The following is a 14,977-nucleotide window of genomic DNA, read 5'->3' as shown; positions in this document are numbered from 1 at the left end:
GCCCTTGCGTTTTGGGTCATCAACAGTTAAACCTGCATATTCATGATCTCATGATACGCAGCAACTAACTTATTGCGCACCTGCACTGTCGCCTGGAATTCGATGCTCGACTTTTGCATCGCTACCATCACGTCCGACAGGCTGACCTTTTCATCGCCCATGGTAAAGCGCTGGCCCAGCGCCGAAGAAGCCTTTTGCGCGCCGCTCACGGAGTCCAGCGCGCTCTTGAAGGCATCGGCAAAATTCACCTTCGCCGCCGGCATCTCGGTCTGGATCGCCGGTATTTTCGCCTCCGGCCGCGTGGCCGCCGACTTCAGTTGCGCGATCATCGCCTCGATCCTGCTGCTATCGATACCGCCTGTTTTCACTTTGCCTCCCGATTCTGGTCTGCTTCATATCTGTTCCATGCCTGTTGCACCCAGAGAACAAAACCCTGGCTTGCAAGGCAACGACGGGTACAATAACTTCCGTCACATGTTGCCAGGGTTCCACAATACCAGCGCCAACGCCAGCCGCTCGGCCGAGCAGGCGGCAAAAGCGCCTTCTATTTGGACGATTGAAGCGCGTGACAGTGGCGGATAATTCTGCATATCGCCCCCTCCTCCAGTGGAAGCGGCCCCCACTCAATACCAAACATACGCGCCCCGGAAGGCAATCATGGCTGTAGCCGAAGAAATCGATGTGAACCGCATACCGCCGGAACCGGCGCCTGCCCGCTCGCCCGTGGAGTCCGTGCAAGCGTTCGCCAAGACGCCGATGGGCAAGAATTTCCTGCGCGGCCTGGGCGTGGCGGCACTGATCGCCATCGGCGTGGCCCTGTACATGTGGAACCAGCCGCCTGAATACAAAGTCCTGTTCTCGAACTACACGGACCGCGACGGCGGCGCCATCACCGCTTCGCTGGACCAGCTGGGCATCAAGCACAAGTTTTCCGAAGGCGGCGGCGCCATTCTCGTGCCATCCGAGCAAGTCCACGACGCGCGCCTGAAACTGGCCGCGCAAGGCTTGCCGAAGGGCGGCAACGTGGGCTTCGAGCTGATGGAAAACCAGAAGCTGGGCGTGTCGCAATTCCTGGAGCAGGTCAATTTCCAGCGCGCACTGGAAGGCGAACTGGCCAAATCGATCGAATCCGTCTCCGCCGTCGACACGGCGCGTGTCCACCTGGCCCTGCCGAAACCGTCCGTCTTCGTGCGCGAACAGCAAAAACCGACGGCTTCCGTGCTGCTGAACCTGCATCCGGGCCGCGGCCTGGACCAGCTGCAGGTGAGCGCCATCGTCCACCTGGTGGCGTCCAGCGTACCGGAATTGCTGCCGATCAATGTCACCGTGGTCGACCAGGCCGGCACCTTGCTGTCGAACCAGGAAAAGGATAAGGACCGCGCCAACGGCATCAAGAGCCTGGACCCGAACCAGCTGAAGTACGTGCAGCAGTTGCAGCAAAGCGTGATCAAGCAGGTCGAATCGATCTTGCTGCCCATCGTCGGCGAAGGCAATGTGCGCGCCGAAGCGACGGCCGATGTCGATTTCTCGCAAAGCGAGCAGGCGGCCGAAACCTACAAGCCGAATTCGCCGCCGGAAGCGTCCACCATCCGCAGCCAGCAAACGAGCGAGTCGACGGGCGCCGGCAATGCCAACCCATCCGGCGTGCCGGGTGCGCTATCGAACCAGCCGCCTGGCGTGGCGACGGCGCCATTGACGGCCGAGGCGCCAGGCGCCCCGGGCGGCGCGCCGACGGCGCCGACACAGAAGGAATCGACGACGAATTATGAAGTCGACAAGACCGTGCGCTACGAGCAGAAGTCCATGGGCGGCTTGCGCCGCCTGTCGGTGGCCGTCGTCGTCAACTATCGCCGTACTTTCGACAAGGATGGCAAGGTCACGGTCAAGCCGATTTCCCCTGCCGAAATGGTCCAGATCAATAATCTGGTCAAGGAAGCGATGGGCTACAACAAGGAGCGCGGCGACAGCTTCAGCGTGGCCAACTCGCCGTTCGACGGCATCGACCGTGCGCCGGAAGGCAAGCTCGAGTGGTGGCGCGACCCGGCCAACTTGCCGCTGGCTAAGGAATTGGCGAAATTCCTCATCACGGCCCTGATCCTGCTGTATATCTTCATCAAGATCGTGCGCCCGATGCTGCGCCCCGTGATGCGCAAGATCGACGATTTCGGCGCACCGCCGCCCGTCATCGAGCCGGAACTGGAGAAAACGGACGAAGAAAACGAAGTCCTGCTCAGCGAAGCGGAACTGGAAGAACTGGAAGAAGACACTGCCCGCGGTTATCGCGAAAACCTGGCGATGGCCAGAAAACTGGCGCAGGAAGACCCGCGCGTGGTGGCCAACGTGATCAAAGCATGGATAGGCAATAATGACTGAGACAACGGGACTGCAAAAAGCATCGATCCTGATGCTGGCACTGGGCGAGAGCGAAGCGGCCGAAGTGATGAAATTCCTCGGCCCGCGCGAAGTGCTGAAACTGGGCGCCGCCATGGCCACCATGAAGGGCATCGCGCACGAGCAGGTGGTCGAGGTGCTCGGCGACTTCCGCGCGCAGACGGAACTCAATTCCACGGTCGGCCTCGATTCGGACGAATATATCCGCCAGGTGCTGACCAAGGCGCTGGGCGACGACAAGGCGTCCGTGCTGCTGTCGCGCATCCTGGGCGGCAAGGATGCGTCCGGCATCGAATCGCTGAAATGGATGGATTCGCAATCCGTGTCCGAGCTGATCCGCAACGAACACCCGCAGATCATCGCGACCATCCTCGTCCACCTGGAACGCGACCAGGCTTGCGAAATCCTCGGCCATTTCACGGACCGTTTGCGCAACGACGTGGTCTTGCGCATCGCCACCCTGGACGGCGTGCAGCCGGCCGCCTTGCGCGAACTCAACGACGTACTGACGAAACTGCTGTCGGGTAACGAAAATATCAAGAAATCGTCGCTGGGCGGCGTGCGCGCGGCAGCCGAGATCCTGAACTTCATGAGCGGCGAGCAAGAAGGCTCCGTCATGGACAACATCAAGAACTACGACAACGACATGGCGCAAAAGATCATGGACGAAATGTTCGTGTTCGACAACGTGATCGACATCGACGACCGCGGCATCCAGTTGCTGCTGCGCGAAGTACAGTCGGAAATGCTGATCATCGCCCTGAAAGGCGCCTCGCAAGAGCTGCGCGACAAGATCTTCAAGAACATGTCGCAGCGCGCCGGCGAGATGATGCGCGAAGACCTCGAGTCGAAAGGCCCCGTGCGCCTGTCGGAAGTGGAATCGCAGCAGAAACAGATCCTGCAGATCGTGCGCCGCCTGGCGGACGAAGGGCAGATTGTCCTAGGCGGAAAAGGCGAGGATTCGTTTGTCTAATTTGATTCCCAAAGAGCAGCAAACCGCCTACCAGCGCTGGGAAATGACCTCGTTTGGCGACGAGCGTCCCAGCGTGGTGGCGGCGCGCAAGCTGCTGGAACCGGATCCCGAGCCCGAGCTCGATCCGTTTGCCGAACTGCACGAGGAAGAGCTGGCCCCGCCGCTCGAATACCCGACGCAGGAAGAACTCGACGCCATCCGCGAGGAAGCGCGCGCCACGGCCTTCGAGGAAGGCCGCGCGGCCGGCTATGCGGAAGGCCATGCGGCCGGACATGCCGACGGCCATGCCGAATCGTATGCGCAAGGCAAGGCGGCCTCCGCCGTGGAACTGGCGCACCTGCAAACCATCGCCGTCGACTTCGGCACGGCCGTGCACCAGGCAGACGAACTGATCGCCAACGACGTGATGGAACTGGCCCTGCAGCTGGCCAAGGGCATGCTGAAAACTGCCTTGCCCGTGCGCCCCGAACTGATGCTGCCCGTGGTGCGCGAAGCCATTGAATACTTGCCAGTGCTGCAACAACCGGCCTTGCTGATGCTCAATCCGGAAGACGCGCAAGTGGTGCGCGACGGCATCGGCGATGAGCTCGACAAGGGCGGCTGGCGTGTCATCGAAGACCCCAGCGTGGAACGCGGCGGTTGCAAGATCGACACGGCCAGCAACCAGATCGACGCGCAGACATCCACCCGCTGGCAGCGCCTGACGCATGCGCTGGGCAAAGACCTGGACTGGCTGGCGCCGTGAGCGAGCCCGTCAAAGGCCCCACTGCCCATGCGGCGCGCTGGCGCGCCTACCTGAGCGACTGTTCGGCCGTCGTCGGCTTTGTCGAACCGATGCAAATTTCAGGCCGGGTCACGCGCGTGGCCGGTCTCGTGATGGAAGCCGTAGGCTTGCGCCTGGCCGTCGGCGCCGCCTGCACCGTGCCGCTGCCGAATGGCGGCCGGGTCGAGGCGGAAGTGGTGGGCTTTGAAGGCGAACGCCTGTTTCTGATGCCGCAAAGCGACGTCGAGGGCATCGTGCCCGGCACGCGCGTGTTTTCCGTCGAACCGGCCATCCCCCGCCCCGGCAGCGTGGCGCACCCGCGCCGCCGCCCCAGCGACCGCGCGCGCCACTTGCCCGTGGGGCCGCAACTGCTGGGCCGCGTGCTCGATGGCGCGGGACGGCCGCTCGACCAGCTCGGTCCCCTGCACACGGTCGACAGCGCCCCCATCAATGTACGTCCCGCCAATCCGCTGGGGCGCGCGCCCATCGTCGACACCTTGGACGTGGGCGTGCGCTCGATCAACGCCATGCTGACCGTGGGCCGTGGCCAGCGCATGGGCCTGTTCGCCGGTTCCGGCGTCGGTAAAAGCGTGCTGTTGGGCATGATGGCCCGCTACACGGAAGCGGACGTGATCGTCGTCGGCCTGATCGGCGAACGGGGCCGCGAGGTAAAGGAATTCATCGAGCAAATCCTGGGCGCCGAAGGCCTGGCCCGCTCCGTCGTCGTGGCCGCGCCGGCCGACACGCCGCCGCTGATGCGCCTGCAAGGCGCCGCGTATGCGACGGCCATTGCCGAGTATTTCCGCGACCAGGGGCAGAACGTGCTGTTGATCATGGATTCGCTGACCCGCTACGCCATGGCGCAACGCGAAATCGCCCTGGCCATCGGCGAACCGCCCGCCACCAAGGGCTATCCGCCGTCCGTCTTCGCCAAGCTGCCCGTGCTGGTGGAGCGGGCCGGCAATGGCGAGGAAGGCGGCGGCTCGATCACGGCCTTCTACACCGTGCTGACCGAGGGCGACGACCAGCAGGATCCGATCGCCGACTCGGCGCGCGCCATCCTGGACGGCCATATCGTGCTCAACCGGCGCCTGGCCGAGGCGGGCCATTATCCGGCCATCGACATCGAACAATCGATTTCGCGCGCCGCCCACTCGATCACCACGCACGAGCACCAGCAGCAGGCGCGCAAGCTGAAACAGCTGTATTCGCGCTATGAACGCAGCCGCGACCTGATCAGCGTGGGCGCCTACAGCGCCGGCACCGACCCCGTGCTGGACCAGGCCATCGCCCTGCATGAAAAGATCGAGGCGTTTTTGCAACAGCAAATCACGGAGCGGGTCAGCATGGACGAGAGCTTGGGGCAACTTACCGCTCTATTCGACTGATTAGGACTTGCATAGCGGGAATATAATCAGCCATGGCTTCTCCTTCCCAACTTGCAACCCTGATCGACCTTGCCCAGCGCGAAACGGACGACTGCGCCAAGCGCCTGGGCGCGGCCCTGAAAGCCCTCGACGATTGCCGCCAGAAGCTCGACATGCTGTCCGGCTACCGCGACGACTATGCCAAGCGCTTCGAGGCGAGCATGAGCAGCGGCATCACGCCGATGGCTTACCGCAATTTCCAGGCTTTCATGGGCAAGCTCGACAGCGCCATCATGGGCCAGCAGCAAGTGGTCGAGCATGCGCAAGCGCGCAGCGACAATGAAAAGATGCGCTGGCAGCTGGCCGAACGCAAGCGCATGTCGTACACCACCCTGAACAACCGGGCGCAGGAACAGGCGCTGAAGCTGGAAAACAAGCGCGACCAGAAAGCAATGGATGAGCACGCGGCGCGACAAGCCTATTACAAACGCTAAGCAACACTAAGGCAGCATCATGCAAACCCAGCCAACCCCGATTTCCCAGATTATCTCGCCGAACGCCACGCCGGGTGCCGCCAACCGCAGCCAGCCGTCCACCAACGGCACGGCGGGCGACTTCCAGCGCACCCTGAACCGCCAAATCGAGCAACGCCAGGCCAGCCGAAATATGGCGCAAACGCAAGCGGCAGCACCGGCGGCGCGTCCTGCCAGCCCCGCCGCCACGCCAGCGCCCGCCAATGAAGCGAAGCCGGCGCAAGCGGGCACAGAACAGGCCGCCAGCAGCGAACAACCGCCAGCACAGTCCACCGAAGCGGCGGCCCCCCCCGCCACAGACAGCACCGTCGCCGAGGCCAACGTTCCCGCCGAAACAGCGCCGCCAGCCGATCCGGCCGCCGCGATGCTGGCCCTCGTGGGCAACATCCAGCTGGCCATCCAGCCGCCAGCGGCCAAGGCCATGCCGGAACTGCCCGCGCGTTCCAGCGTCAAGGCCGACGGCAAGGGCCTGGCAACGGGACCATTGCTGGCAGCCGGCCAGGGCAGCGGCAAGGCCGCCGTCATCGCGCAAGCGGACAGCGGCGACTTTGCCGACAGCCTGGGCCAGGCCCAGGGCAAGGCGGCCGCCACACCAGGCACCGGCGTGCCGGCAGGCAAGGCCGAACCGGGCAAGCTGGCCATCGACGCCCAGCTGGCAGCCACCGCCAAGGCGGGCGCCGCCGTGGCCGAACCGATCCGCAAGGAAACACCAGCCGACCTGAGCCGCCTGGCGGCCCAGTTGCAGCCAGGCGCGCTGCAGCAGGCTGCCGCCGCCTTGGCCGTGCCGGCCGACAAGCTGACGGGCCGGGTCGGCTCGCCAGCCTGGGACCAGCAACTGGGGCAGAAAGTCGTGTGGATGGCGGCCGGTGGCGACCAGAGCGCCACCCTGACCCTGAATCCGCCCGACCTGGGTCCCGTGCAAGTGGTCTTGACGGTGACCAATGACCAGGCCGACGCCGCCTTCATGTCGGCCCAGCCGGAAGTACGCCAGGCGCTGGAAGCGGCCATGCCGCGCCTGCGCGAAATGATGAGCGAAGCGGGCATCGCCTTCGGCAGCGCCACCGTCTCGGCCGGCACGCCGGAACAGCAAAACAATGGCGAACGCGCCGCCTCGGGCGAACGCCGTGGCAATGGCCAGGGCGGCGGCACTTCCGGTGGCGAGATCGCCATCGCCCCAGCGACGGGCGGACGCAGCCGGGCCAGCCTGAGTGCCGTGGATACCTTTGCCTGAGGACAATTCGTCGTCCGCAGGCCACAGGCGCGCCCCACGGCATAACTTTTCGTATAAAAACAGCGAGTTGAGGGCGCTTCCGCCCTCTTTTCACTGCATCCTTCTGCGCAGAATTTGCCGATAATGACATAATGGCGTCGTGATCCACTTCCATGCACCCGAGTACCATTGAAAGCAAATCCAAAAATGAAAGCAGATCCGAAAGCAGATGCAGGCCTGGCTCCCGCCGGCGCCTCGAAAAAGAAGCTTCTGATCATTGTGCTGGCCTCGGTGCTGGTGGCCGGCGGCATCGGTGGCGGTGCCGCCTGGTACTTCCTGCATGGCAAGGCCGATAAAGAAGAATCGGCGCCCAGCAAGAAAAAACATGCCGCTTCCAAGGCAGGTCCACCCGTATTCGTGCCCGTCGATGCGTTCACCGTCAACTTGCAGCCGGAAAATGGCGAGCAATACCTGCAGATCGCGTTTACCCTGCAAGTGGGCAGCCCGGAAGAAATGGATTCCATCAAGCTGAACATGCCGAAAGTGCGCAGCCGCTTGCTGTTGCTGCTGTCGGGCAAGAAGGCGTCCGAACTCAATACCGTGGAAGGCAAGCAGCAACTGGCGGCCGAAATCATCAATCAGGTGAACCAGCCGTTCGAGGACAAAGGGCCGGAGCAGGACGTGACGGACGTATTATTTACCGCATTCATCATTCAATAAGCAGCCATGGCCGATAATTTCCTCTCCCAGGAAGAAGTCGATGCCCTTCTGAAGGGCGTCAACGGAGACCAGGACGACGCACAGGCGCCGGAAGATGTCACGGGAGTTCGTACCTACAACCTGGCAACCCAGGAGCGCATCGTGCGCGGCCGGATGCCAACGTTGGAAATTATCAACGAGCGTTTCGCCCGGCTGCTGCGCGTGGGCCTGTTCAACTTCCTGCGCCGCAGCGCCGAAGTGTCGGTCGGTTCCGTGCGCGTGTCGAAATACAGCGAGTTCATCCGCAACCTGGTGGTGCCGACCAATCTGAACCTGGTGCACATGAAGCCGCTGCGCGGCACGGCCCTGATGGTCTTCGATCCGGGCCTCGTCTTCCTGCTGGTCGACAACCTGTTCGGCGGCGACGGGCGCTTCCATACGCGCGTCGAAGGACGCGACTTTACGCAGACGGAGCAGCGCATCATCCTGCGCATCCTCGACATCGTCTTCGAAGCCTATACCAAGTCGTGGGAACCGGTCTTCCCCGTCGAATTCGAATATATCCGTTCGGAAATGAACACGCAGTTCGCCAACATCGCCACGCCGAACGAGGTAGTGGTGGCATCCACGTTTACGGTGGAACTGGGCTCCGTTTCCGGACAAATTCACTTCTGCATGCCGTATTCGATGATCGAGCCGATCCGCGATTCGCTGACCTCGAGCCTGCAGGGCGAGGCGCTGGAAGTGGACAAGCGCTGGATCCGCCTGATGACGCAGCAGATCCAGATCGCCGAAGTCGAGCTGGTGGCCTCGCTGGGCACGGCGCGCGTCTCGTTCGATGAAATCCTGAACATGAAGGTGGGCGACATCATCCCCCTGAATATTCCGGAACTGATCGCCGCCACCGTCGATGGCGTGCCCGTGATGGATTGCACGTACGGCGTGCTGAACGGACAATATGCATTGAAGGTGGAGAAACTCCTCGCCAATGCCGATAACATGAACAACCACTAAACACCTGACCAAACCTACTGCGCGTCGCGCTTTGCGGCCTGCGATGCTCACCGTGCTCCAGCACGGTTGCGCTTCTTAGCCACAAATCACTGCCGCTCGCTACGGTTTTGCCAGGCGTTACAATTAATATATACACTGGTCGCTTGGCGGCCAACTCTGTACAACAGGAGAAACACATGTCTGACAACCAAGACGACCAAAGCGCGGAAGACGATTGGGGCGCGGCCATTGCCGAGCAGGCCAAGGCGGAAGCCGAAGCGCTGCAGAACCAGGCCGCCAATACGGCCAGCGCGGCCAGCGCCGCCGTGTTCAAGGACTTTTCCAAGCAGGCGTCGAAGTCGGAAACGCACAACGATATCGATTTCATCCTCGATATCCCCGTGCAGCTGACGGTCGAACTGGGCCGCACCAAGATCGCCATCAAGAACCTGCTGCAACTGGCGCAGGGTTCCGTGGTCGAGCTCGACGGCCTGGCCGGCGAACCGATGGACGTGCTGGTCAACGGCTGCCTGATCGCCCAGGGCGAAGTGGTGGTGGTCAATGACAAGTTCGGCATCCGCCTGACCGACATCATCACGCCTTCCGAACGCATCCGAAAATTGAATAAATGAAGCCTGGCCTGTTGATTTCCACCATGCTGCCGCTCATGGCGGCATGCAGCATTGCGCTGGCTGAAGCGCCAGCCGCATCCACGCCGGCGGCCAGCGCCGCCAGCGCTTCCGCCGCAGTGGCAAGCGAGACGCCGCCTGCCGCCGCAGCGGCGCCAGCAGCTTCTCCGGCTACCTCGCCTGCCGCCGCCCTGCCCGCCATGCCGCCTGGCGCACCGGCGACGATGGCGCCGGCAAGCTCGGCCGGCAGCTTGCTGCAAACCATCTTCGCGCTGATGTTCGTGCTGGCCCTCTTGATCGGCCTGGCCTGGTTCATGAAGCGCTATGGCCCCAAGGTCATGGGCGGCAACAACAAGATGCGCGTCGTCAGCTCGCTCAACCTGGGCGGACGCGAACGCATCGTCCTCGTCGAAGTGGCCGACCAGTGGATCGTCGTCGGCGCCTCGCCAGGCCGGATCAACGCGCTGGCCACCATGCCGCGCCAGGAAGGCGATCTGCCGCAACTGGCCACGGCGCAAAACGGCCCCGCGGCCGCCAATTTTTCCGAGTGGCTGAAACAGACCATCGAAAAACGCAATGGGAAATAAGCAGCAGATGGCGTGGTCCACCTTGAAGACTCCCCTGACCTGGCTGCTGGCGGCCGTTGCCCTGGCCTTGCCGCTGTGGGCGATGGCCCAGCCTGGCATCCCTGCCTTCAACAGCACGCCGGCGCCGGGCGGCGGCCAGAATTACTCGCTGCCGGTGCAGACGCTCATCCTGATGACGTCGCTCACCTTTTTGCCGGCGGCCCTGTTGATGATGACCTGCTTTACGCGCATCATCATCGTGCTGTCCTTGCTGCGCCAGGCCATCGGCACGCAATCGGCGCCGCCGAACCAGGTGCTGGTGGGCCTGGCCCTGTTCCTGACCCTGTTCGTCATGGGGCCCGTGTTCGACAAGATCTATACGGATGCCTACCAGCCCTACCAGGAAAACAAGATCACCATGCAGCAGGCGATGGACAAGGGCGTCGATCCCCTGAAAACCTTCATGCTCAAGCAGACGCGCCAGGCCGACCTGGCCCTGTTTGCCAAGATGTCGCGCTCACCGGCCCTGCAAGGTCCGGAAGACGTGCCGCTGCGCATCCTCGTGCCCGCCTTCGTCACCAGTGAACTGAAGACGGCGTTCCAGATCGGCTTTGCCATCTTCATCCCGTTTTTGATCATCGACATGGTGGTCGCCAGCGTGCTGATGTCGATGGGTATGATGATGATGTCGCCCGCCACGATCTCGCTGCCGTTCAAGCTGATGCTGTTCGTGCTCGTCGATGGCTGGCAGTTACTGCTGGGCTCGTTGTCTCAGAGTTTTTACTAGGGGAAGCAGATGACACCCGAAAGCGTCATGACCCTGGGCCGCCATGCGATGGAAATCACGCTGATGGTGGCCGCGCCCATGCTGCTCGTCGCCCTCATCATCGGCCTGATCGTCAGTATCTTCCAGGCGGCCACGCAGATCAACGAGGCGACCCTCTCCTTCATTCCCAAGCTGGTCGGCATCTTTGTCGCCATCGTCGTGGCCGGTCCGTGGATGCTGTCCGTCATGCTCGACTACATGCGCCAGGTGTTTACGGGCATCCCGAACCTGGTGGGTTAGTGCAGCCACTGTTGCCATGCTGACCCTGTCCAGCATCGAACTCAATACGTGGATCGCAGCATTGCTGTGGCCGCTTAGCCGCATCCTCGGCCTGATCGCGGCCGCCCCCCTGTTCGGCAATGCGGCCCTGCCGGCCACCGTCAAGGTGACCCTGGGCGCGCTGCTGGCCATGATCATCGCCCCCACCGTGCCGGCCTTGCCGGCCGTCAACCCGATGTCCCTGCCCGGTTTGCTGATTCTCACGCAAGAGATGCTGGTGGGGCTGGCCATGGGCTTTTCCATCCGCATCGTGTTTTCCGCCATCGAAATGGCCGGCGAACTCAGCAGTCTCACCATGGGCCTGGGCTTTGCCTCGTTCTTTGATCCGCAAACCAAGGGCAGGTCGTCCGCCATCAGCCAGTTCCTCGTCATGCTGGCCACCTTGATGTTTTTGACCGTCAATGGCCACCTGGTCTTGCTGGCGGCGCTGGCGGAAAGCTTTGTCAGCCTGCCCATTTCGGCTAGCCCCATCAGCGGCGGCGGTTTCCAGCAATTGGCTGCCTGGGGCGGGGAAATCTTCCGTTCCGGCCTGCAAATTTCGCTGCCCATCATCGCCGCCCTGCTGCTGACCAACGTGGCCCTGGGCATCTTGACGCGCGCCGCGCCGCAGCTGAACATTTTCGGTATCGGTTTTCCCGTCACCCTGGGCGTGGGCTTGCTGGTGATCGGCATGGTCCTGCCTTACCTGGCCACGCCCTTCCAGAACATGTTCCTGCGCGGCATAGAAACGGCGCGTTTGCTGCCGCGCGGCTTTGCCATGCGCGACCGGCCACCACCGCCGGCGCCGCCGAACCCCTTGCGTCCCGCACTGCCTGCGCCGGCGCCGCTGCCGCCCGCGCGCTGATCAGACCTATCAGCCCAGCGCGTGGCGCAGCAGCAGCGCCGACAGTACGAACATGGTCACGCCGATCAAACCATCGAGCACTTGCCAGGCCCGCGGCCGCGCAAACCACGGCGCCAGCCAGCGCGCGCCATAGCCGAGCGAGGCAAACCACAGCAGGCTGGCCGTGCTGGCGCCAGCAATAAACCAGGCGCGCAGCGCCCCCGGCTGCTGGGCGCCGATACTTCCCACCAGCAATACCGTATCCAGATAGACATGGGGATTGAGTAAGGTAAATGCTGCCGCCTGCGCCAGGATGGCAGCCAGGCCCAGTCCGGTACCGCCCTCGGCGGCGTGCAGCTGCTGGGGACGGCGGGCACGCCGCAGCGCTTGCCAACCATAGACGGCCAGAAAAATGGCGCCGCCCAGCGCCAGCGCGCTGGCCAGCATGGGACGCTGCCCCAGCGCCCGGGACATGCCCAGGACGCCGGCGGCAATCAGCGCCGCGTCGGCCAGCGCGCAAAACAGCACGATGGCGCCCACGTGTTCGCGGCGCAAGCCTTGCCGCAAGACAAAGGCATTTTGCGAGCCGATGGCAACGATGAGTCCCAGACCCAGGGTCAAGCCCTGGAGAAAGACGGAAAAAACGAGTGGTGTGGTGGCGGTCGGGAGTGTCATGCGGCGATCTTGCCAGCCGCATGGAATGAAGGCAAACTACCTTTTCTACAGTCAGTTAAGGAGAACTTCATTCATGCTCGATTATGCCGCCCTCGCCGCACTGGCCGCCGTCATCCGCGAAGGCAGTTTCGAGCGCGCGGCGCGCGCCTTGCACGTGACGCCATCAGCCATTTCGCAGCGCATCCGCCTGCTGGAAGAGCGCGTCGGTTGCGCGCTGGTCATCCGCGACCAGCCCTGCCGCGCGACGGAAACGGGCCGGCGCTTGTGCCAGCACGTGGACCAGGTACAACTGCTGGAACAGGATTTGCAGGGCACCTTGCCGGCGCTGGCAGCGCAGGGCATGTCGCGCGCCAGCGTGCCCATCGCAGTGAATGCCGACAGCCTGGCCACCTGGCTGGCGCCCGCCATCGCCGCCTTCGGGGCCGCGCATCCGGTGCTGCTGCAAGTGGCCGTCGACGATCAGGACCATACGGCCGAATGGCTGCGCAGCGGCGCCGTGCTGGCCGCCGTCAGCGCCACGGCCCGGCCAGCTTCCGGCTGCAACAGCCGTCCGCTGGGCGCCATGCGCTACCTGGCGGCCGCCAGTCCCGCCTTCCTGCGGCGGTATTTTCCCCATGGCGTGGGCGCCGCCAGCCTGGCGCTGGCGCCCAGCCTCGTGTTCAATGCCAAGGATGAGCTGCAGGCGCGCTGGGTACGGCGCCTGTGCCACCGGCACGTGGAACTGCCGCGCCACACCCTGCCCTCGTCGCATGCTTTCGTCACGGCCGCCCTGGCCGGCATGGGCTGGGGCTTACATCCGCAGGCGCTGATCCAGTCCCATCTCGATAATGGCAGCCTGGTCGAACTGCTGCCCGCCGCGCCATTGGACGTGCCCCTGCACTGGCATACGGCGCGCGCCGCGTCGAGCCTGCTTGATGGCTTGAGCGACGCCATCCTGGCCGCCGCCCGCACGGATCTGCTGCCGCTCTGACCGCTGGAGTCAGCGCTGGTCGCTGCTGAGTGCGAAGCGCCAGCGCCGCAGGTCGACGTTCAAGCGCAACTGGTGATGCTTGACCAGATAGCGCACGCCGACGAGGGCCGCCGCCAGACCGGACAAAGCGCCGATGCCCAGCGCCCAGCGCGGGCCGAAGGTGTCGGCCACCCAGCCCACTATGGGTGCGCCCAGTGGCGTGCCGCCTGCCGAAATGGCCAGCACGATGGCCATCACGCGGCCCCGCATGGCGGGCGCCGTCGACAGTTGCACGCTGCTGTTGACGCTGGTGGTAAACGTTTGCGCGGCAATGCCGATGACCACCAGCATCATGCCGAACAGCCAGTAATTGGGCATCACGGCCGCCAGCGCGCACGCCAGGCCGAACAGTGCGGCCGCGCCCAGCAGCAAGGCCAGGGTGGGCTGGCCGCGCCCCGCCGCCAGCAAGGCGCCGGCCACGGAGCCGCAAGCCATCACGGAACTGAGCACGCCATACTGGCCCGCGCCCGCATGGAAAGCCGTCACAGACATGGTCGACAGGAAAATCGGAAAATTCAGGCCGAAGGTGCCGATCAGGAACAGCATCAGCAGGATGGCCATCAGGTCGGGCCGCTGGCGCACGTAGCGGAAACCCTCGCCCAGGCTGGCGCGCGTGGCCTTCAGGCGCGGCGCGCGGCGCAGCAATTCCACGCGCAGCAGCAACAGCGAACCGATCACGGCGGCAAACGAGACGGCGTTGATGATGAAGACCCAGCCGCTGCCGACGCTGCTGATGAGCAAGCCGGCCACGGCCGGGCCCAGCATGCGCGCCGCATTGAACGACGTGGAATTGAGCGCCACGGCATTGGTCAAGTCTTCCTCGCCGACGATTTCGGCAACGAAGGTCTGGCGCACGGGTGAATCGAAGGCCGTCACGCAACCGAGCAGGAAAGCAAACACATACACATGCCACAGTTCCACGAGGCCGCTGATGCACAGCAAACCCAGGCCCAGCGCCAGCAATCCCATGGCCGCCTGCGTGCACAGCAGCAGCTTGCGCCGGTCCAGCAAGTCGGCCGCCATGCCCGTCAGGGGCAGCAACAGCAGCTGCGGGCCGAATTGCAAGGCCATGACGATGCCGACGGCGCTGGCATTGTGCTGCGTCAATTCGCTGAGCACCAGCCAATCCTGCGCCGTGCGCTGCATCCAGGTGCCGATATTCGACACGAGGGCGCCGCCGGCCCAGATACGGTAATTGGGAATGCGTAGCGAACGGAATGTGTTGTTCATCTGGGCGTGCG

The 14,977-nt window shown here is 63.9% G+C and carries 17 protein-coding genes; 14 read left to right on the top strand and 3 right to left on the bottom strand.

Annotated features, from left to right (window positions below; all coding sequences use genetic code 11):
- Nucleotides 1–26: 26 nt before the first annotated feature.
- Complete coding sequence (gene fliE, locus SKZ59_RS04595) at nucleotides 27–329, bottom strand: flagellar hook-basal body complex protein FliE (protein WP_230517249.1); 303 nt, start codon at nucleotides 327–329, stop codon at nucleotides 27–29.
- A gap of 328 nt (nucleotides 330–657) precedes the next feature.
- On the opposite strand from fliE, the gene fliF reads away from it, so the two are divergent.
- From fliF to fliR, 13 genes are all read left to right on the top strand, one after another.
- Nucleotides 658–2,373 carry a flagellar basal-body MS-ring/collar protein FliF gene (gene fliF, locus SKZ59_RS04590; protein ID WP_034754020.1) on the top strand — a complete coding sequence of 572 codons (1,716 nt, stop codon included), beginning with the start codon at nucleotides 658–660 and terminating at the stop codon, nucleotides 2,371–2,373.
- Nucleotides 2,366–3,364: a flagellar motor switch protein FliG gene (fliG, locus tag SKZ59_RS04585; RefSeq protein WP_034754023.1), complete on the top strand. Its 999-nt coding sequence runs from the start codon at nucleotides 2,366–2,368 to the stop codon at nucleotides 3,362–3,364. The genes fliF and fliG overlap by 8 nt, the downstream gene beginning before the upstream one ends.
- Before the next feature lie 43 nt (nucleotides 3,365–3,407).
- Nucleotides 3,408–4,109 (top strand): flagellar assembly protein FliH, encoded by a 702-nt coding sequence (locus SKZ59_RS04580; protein ID WP_070303646.1) that lies wholly within the window; start codon nucleotides 3,408–3,410, stop codon nucleotides 4,107–4,109.
- 89 nt (nucleotides 4,110–4,198) lie between these two features.
- Complete coding sequence (gene fliI, locus SKZ59_RS04575) at nucleotides 4,199–5,515, top strand: flagellar protein export ATPase FliI (protein WP_235194273.1); 1,317 nt, start codon at nucleotides 4,199–4,201, stop codon at nucleotides 5,513–5,515.
- A gap of 32 nt (nucleotides 5,516–5,547) precedes the next feature.
- Nucleotides 5,548–5,988 (top strand): flagellar export protein FliJ, encoded by a 441-nt coding sequence (fliJ, locus tag SKZ59_RS04570; RefSeq protein WP_070303632.1) that lies wholly within the window; start codon nucleotides 5,548–5,550, stop codon nucleotides 5,986–5,988.
- A gap of 19 nt (nucleotides 5,989–6,007) precedes the next feature.
- Nucleotides 6,008–7,258 (top strand): flagellar hook-length control protein FliK, encoded by a 1,251-nt coding sequence (locus tag SKZ59_RS04565; protein ID WP_319990946.1) that lies wholly within the window; start codon nucleotides 6,008–6,010, stop codon nucleotides 7,256–7,258.
- Between the two features lie 186 nt (nucleotides 7,259–7,444).
- Nucleotides 7,445–7,957, top strand: a complete 513-nt coding sequence (gene fliL, locus SKZ59_RS04560; RefSeq protein WP_034754032.1) for a flagellar basal body-associated protein FliL — start codon at nucleotides 7,445–7,447, stop codon at nucleotides 7,955–7,957.
- Nucleotides 7,958–7,963: 6 nt separating this feature from the next.
- The gene (gene fliM, locus SKZ59_RS04555; protein ID WP_034754035.1) at nucleotides 7,964–8,950 is read left to right on the top strand and encodes a flagellar motor switch protein FliM; all 987 of its coding nucleotides are present in this window, start codon (nucleotides 7,964–7,966) and stop codon (nucleotides 8,948–8,950) included.
- A 176-nt stretch (nucleotides 8,951–9,126) separates the two neighbouring features.
- Entirely contained in the window at nucleotides 9,127–9,561 is a 435-nt protein-coding gene (gene fliN, locus SKZ59_RS04550; RefSeq protein WP_034754038.1) for a flagellar motor switch protein FliN, read from the top strand.
- Nucleotides 9,558–10,145, top strand: coding sequence for a flagellar biosynthetic protein FliO (fliO, locus tag SKZ59_RS04545; protein ID WP_319990945.1), 588 nt, complete (start codon nucleotides 9,558–9,560; stop codon nucleotides 10,143–10,145). Before fliN ends, fliO begins: the two co-directional genes overlap by 4 nt.
- Nucleotides 10,135–10,911, top strand: coding sequence for a flagellar type III secretion system pore protein FliP (gene fliP, locus SKZ59_RS04540; RefSeq protein ID WP_034754042.1), 777 nt, complete (start codon nucleotides 10,135–10,137; stop codon nucleotides 10,909–10,911). The genes fliO and fliP overlap by 11 nt, the downstream gene beginning before the upstream one ends.
- Nucleotides 10,912–10,920: 9 nt before the next feature.
- The gene (gene fliQ / locus SKZ59_RS04535; RefSeq protein WP_034754044.1) at nucleotides 10,921–11,190 is read left to right on the top strand and encodes a flagellar biosynthesis protein FliQ; all 270 of its coding nucleotides are present in this window, start codon (nucleotides 10,921–10,923) and stop codon (nucleotides 11,188–11,190) included.
- Between the two features lie 16 nt (nucleotides 11,191–11,206).
- Nucleotides 11,207–12,073: a flagellar biosynthetic protein FliR gene (gene fliR, locus SKZ59_RS04530; protein ID WP_070303629.1), complete on the top strand. Its 867-nt coding sequence runs from the start codon at nucleotides 11,207–11,209 to the stop codon at nucleotides 12,071–12,073.
- A gap of 9 nt (nucleotides 12,074–12,082) precedes the next feature.
- Here the strand turns inward: fliR and SKZ59_RS04525 are convergent, their stop codons facing one another.
- Nucleotides 12,083–12,727, bottom strand: coding sequence for a LysE/ArgO family amino acid transporter (locus SKZ59_RS04525; RefSeq protein WP_319990944.1), 645 nt, complete (start codon nucleotides 12,725–12,727; stop codon nucleotides 12,083–12,085).
- A gap of 73 nt (nucleotides 12,728–12,800) precedes the next feature.
- On the opposite strand from SKZ59_RS04525, the gene SKZ59_RS04520 reads away from it, so the two are divergent.
- Complete coding sequence (locus tag SKZ59_RS04520; RefSeq protein WP_319990943.1) at nucleotides 12,801–13,697, top strand: LysR family transcriptional regulator ArgP; 897 nt, start codon at nucleotides 12,801–12,803, stop codon at nucleotides 13,695–13,697.
- A 9-nt stretch (nucleotides 13,698–13,706) separates the two neighbouring features.
- Here SKZ59_RS04520 and SKZ59_RS04515 read toward each other — a convergent pair whose 3' ends face one another.
- Nucleotides 13,707–14,966 (bottom strand): MFS transporter, encoded by a 1,260-nt coding sequence (locus SKZ59_RS04515; protein ID WP_319990942.1) that lies wholly within the window; start codon nucleotides 14,964–14,966, stop codon nucleotides 13,707–13,709.
- Between the last annotated feature and the right edge of the window lie 11 nt (nucleotides 14,967–14,977).

The sequence above is a fragment of the Janthinobacterium sp. GMG2 genome (assembly GCF_033949445.1).
GTDB lineage: Bacteria > Pseudomonadota > Gammaproteobacteria > Burkholderiales > Burkholderiaceae_D > Janthinobacterium > Janthinobacterium aestuarii.
Note: the sequence above shows the minus strand (reverse complement) of the source record. Positions and strands in the feature narration are given on the sequence as shown.

What these genes read in the sequence shown, in the direction of transcription:
- SKZ59_RS04525 (WP_319990944.1), bottom strand. Translation starts at nt 12,727, where the DNA reads ATGACACTCCCGACCGCCACCACACCACTCGTTTTTTCCGTCTTTCTC.
- fliG (WP_034754023.1), top strand. Translation starts at nt 2,366, where the DNA reads ATGACTGAGACAACGGGACTGCAAAAAGCATCGATCCTGATGCTGGCA.
- fliQ (WP_034754044.1), top strand. Translation starts at nt 10,921, where the DNA reads ATGACACCCGAAAGCGTCATGACCCTGGGCCGCCATGCGATGGAAATC.
- fliM (WP_034754035.1), top strand. Translation starts at nt 7,964, where the DNA reads ATGGCCGATAATTTCCTCTCCCAGGAAGAAGTCGATGCCCTTCTGAAG.
- fliE (WP_230517249.1), bottom strand. Translation starts at nt 329, where the DNA reads ATGATCGCGCAACTGAAGTCGGCGGCCACGCGGCCGGAGGCGAAAATA.
- fliI (WP_235194273.1), top strand. Translation starts at nt 4,199, where the DNA reads ATGCAAATTTCAGGCCGGGTCACGCGCGTGGCCGGTCTCGTGATGGAA.
- fliR (WP_070303629.1), top strand. Translation starts at nt 11,207, where the DNA reads ATGCTGACCCTGTCCAGCATCGAACTCAATACGTGGATCGCAGCATTG.
- SKZ59_RS04565 (WP_319990946.1), top strand. Translation starts at nt 6,008, where the DNA reads ATGCAAACCCAGCCAACCCCGATTTCCCAGATTATCTCGCCGAACGCC.
- fliO (WP_319990945.1), top strand. Translation starts at nt 9,558, where the DNA reads ATGAAGCCTGGCCTGTTGATTTCCACCATGCTGCCGCTCATGGCGGCA.
- SKZ59_RS04580 (WP_070303646.1), top strand. Translation starts at nt 3,408, where the DNA reads ATGACCTCGTTTGGCGACGAGCGTCCCAGCGTGGTGGCGGCGCGCAAG.
- fliP (WP_034754042.1), top strand. Translation starts at nt 10,135, where the DNA reads ATGGGAAATAAGCAGCAGATGGCGTGGTCCACCTTGAAGACTCCCCTG.
- fliL (WP_034754032.1), top strand. Translation starts at nt 7,445, where the DNA reads ATGAAAGCAGATCCGAAAGCAGATGCAGGCCTGGCTCCCGCCGGCGCC.
- SKZ59_RS04520 (WP_319990943.1), top strand. Translation starts at nt 12,801, where the DNA reads ATGCTCGATTATGCCGCCCTCGCCGCACTGGCCGCCGTCATCCGCGAA.
- SKZ59_RS04515 (WP_319990942.1), bottom strand. Translation starts at nt 14,966, where the DNA reads ATGAACAACACATTCCGTTCGCTACGCATTCCCAATTACCGTATCTGG.
- fliN (WP_034754038.1), top strand. Translation starts at nt 9,127, where the DNA reads ATGTCTGACAACCAAGACGACCAAAGCGCGGAAGACGATTGGGGCGCG.
- fliF (WP_034754020.1), top strand. Translation starts at nt 658, where the DNA reads ATGGCTGTAGCCGAAGAAATCGATGTGAACCGCATACCGCCGGAACCG.
- fliJ (WP_070303632.1), top strand. Translation starts at nt 5,548, where the DNA reads ATGGCTTCTCCTTCCCAACTTGCAACCCTGATCGACCTTGCCCAGCGC.